The organism is Aliterella sp. E5.1 (genome assembly GCF_057473825.1).
In genome coordinates this window covers 1-2,316 of the sequence record NZ_JBYCCV010000257.1, presented here as the reverse complement: position 1 = coordinate 2,316, position 2,316 = coordinate 1, and the positions used below count along the sequence as shown (strand labels likewise).

The 2,316-nt window shown below is 46.4% G+C and carries 2 pseudogenes; both read left to right on the top strand.

Going from position 1 to position 2,316, the window contains the following annotated elements:
* Positions 1–1,706: pseudogene (gene istA, locus AC2VE5_RS25980) on the top strand (IS21 family transposase); the annotation flags it as partial.
* Positions 1,603–2,244: pseudogene (istB, locus tag AC2VE5_RS25975) on the top strand (IS21-like element helper ATPase IstB). The pseudogenes istA and istB, both read left to right, overlap by 104 nt.
* Positions 2,245–2,316 lie beyond the last annotated feature (72 nt).

Below are 2,316 nucleotides of genomic sequence, written 5' to 3'. Positions count from 1 at the left end.
TATATGAACGCAAGAAAAATTGGTTTGAATCAAACCAAAGCAGCGTATATCGCTGAAATATCTGAAAGAACGGGTCAACGTATCGAAGCAGGGCAACATCAACCCAATCGTGGCAAAGTCAAAAGTCATAGCAGCACCCAAGACCCATTAGGGGATGTATGGGACAAAGAACTAGAGCCAATGCTCAAAAAGGAACCTCGGCTCAAACCGATGACCCTATTTGAATATCTACAAGACACTTATCCAGACAAATATCCCCAAGTACTGCGAACTATTCAACGACGAGTTCAAACTTGGAAAGCTCTACATGGGCCAAGTCCAGAAGTAATGTTTGAGTTGCGTCACGAACCAGGTGTGATGGGACTATCCGACTTTACCCAACTCAAAGGGATGGAGATAACTATTGCTGGCAAGCCGTTCGAGCATTTGCTCTATCACTATCGACTCGCCTACAGTGGTTGGCAATAGGCCCAGATTATTCAAGGCTTTAGAAAGTTTCATCGCCCTTGCCGAAGGATTACAAAATGCGCTCACAGCTTGCGGTGGCGTACCCAAACAACATCGGACAGATAGTCTAAGCGCAGCGTACCGAAACGCGCGTTTGGACGATGAACTGTGCGACCATTACCGAATGCAACCGACTCGCAACAATACAAGCGTTGCCCATGAAAATGGCGCAATCGAATCTCCCCACGGTCATCTCAAAAATCGGATTAAACAAGCCATTTACCTGCGTGGTAGTAACGATTTCCAAAGTCTAAACGAATATCGATTACTGATTGAAGCCGCGGTTGCCAAACTCAATCAGCAATGTCAACAGAAGTATGAGCAGGAAAAACCCCATCTCCAATCATTACAAAAATATCGCATCCCTGAGTATGAAATTTTAAGCGCTTGGGTCAGCACCAGAAGCACGGTTGAAGTTCGTTGCATTCTTTATACCGTGCCATCCCGATTGATTGGACGGCAAATAGAATTACATCTTTATCATGACCGGATCTTAGGCTATTTAGGTACCCAGTTAGTAGTCGAGCTACCACGACTGCGGGTGACTAACCCTGAGAAAAGACGGGGACGGTGTATTAACTACAGACATATAATTGAAGGTTTGCGCCGCCAGCCTAGAGCTTTTATTTACCTAGCTTGGCAACAAGACTTACTACCCACTCCAGCATTTCGAGAACGATGGTTAGAACTGACTGCTCAATTCGACCTGGATACGGCTGCCGTCTTAATAGTTGAATCCTTGTACATTGCGGCAACCCAAAACCAGGAAGCGGCTGTGGCTGATTATTTAGAACGAGAATTAAAGGCTCAAACCCTAAGTCTCAAGCGACTTCAACACCAATTTCGGCAGGATTGTCCTGAGAGTTTTCCACAATTGACCGTTACACAACATGACCTTTCCAGCTATGACCAACTCATTGAGTCCAAACCCCACGGACACAATCCCCAGTCCGATTTCCCCAATAACAGCCCCCAGTCCTCACCAGCACCTAATTCTTTACCTCAAGCAACTGCGACTGACTCCTATGCTCGCTCACTGGGAATCAATGGAACACCAAGCTAACCTTGGAGCAATGGTCTTATGCCAAATTCTTACTGGCATTATGCGCACAAGAAACACATCGCCCTGGCGCGCTCCGGTTGCAACGGGCACTCGCCGAGGCTCAACTTCCCACCGCAAAAAGTTTTTCCAACTTTGATTTTAGACATTGCCCTCAGTTCAATCCTGCTCCATTAATGCAGTTAGCTGAAGATACTTCTTGGTTAGAGCGAGCTGGAAATTGTCTGATTTTCGGTCCGTCTGGGGTGGGGAAAACTCATCTGGCTGCTGGTTTGACTCGTCGGATGGTAGAGTTGGGCAAGCGAGCGAAGTTCTTTGCTGCCAATGCTCTAGTCCAAGAGTTGCAGTACGCTAAATTACAACTGCAACTGCCAGCTTTACTCAGGAAGCTCGACCGTTTTGACTTGGTAGTGCTTGACGATCTCGGTTAGGTCAAGAAATCTGAGGCGGAAACTTCGGTGTTGTTTGAGTTGATTGCTCATCGCTATGAGCGTAAAAGTCTTCTCATCACTGCTAATCAGCCTTTCAGTCAGTGGGATGCGATTTTTTCCGATTCGATGATGACGGTTGCTGCTGTAGACCGCTTGGTTCATCTTGGCACGATCTTTGAGATTAAGTCTGATAGCTACCGTCGTCAGGCTGCTACCGAGCGCTTGAACAATTCTCTATCATCCTAATCGCTCTATTTTTTTGTTTCTATTCGCAAGCGATCTGTACTTGTCGTTTCGATCTGAACTTCCTTTTCGCGT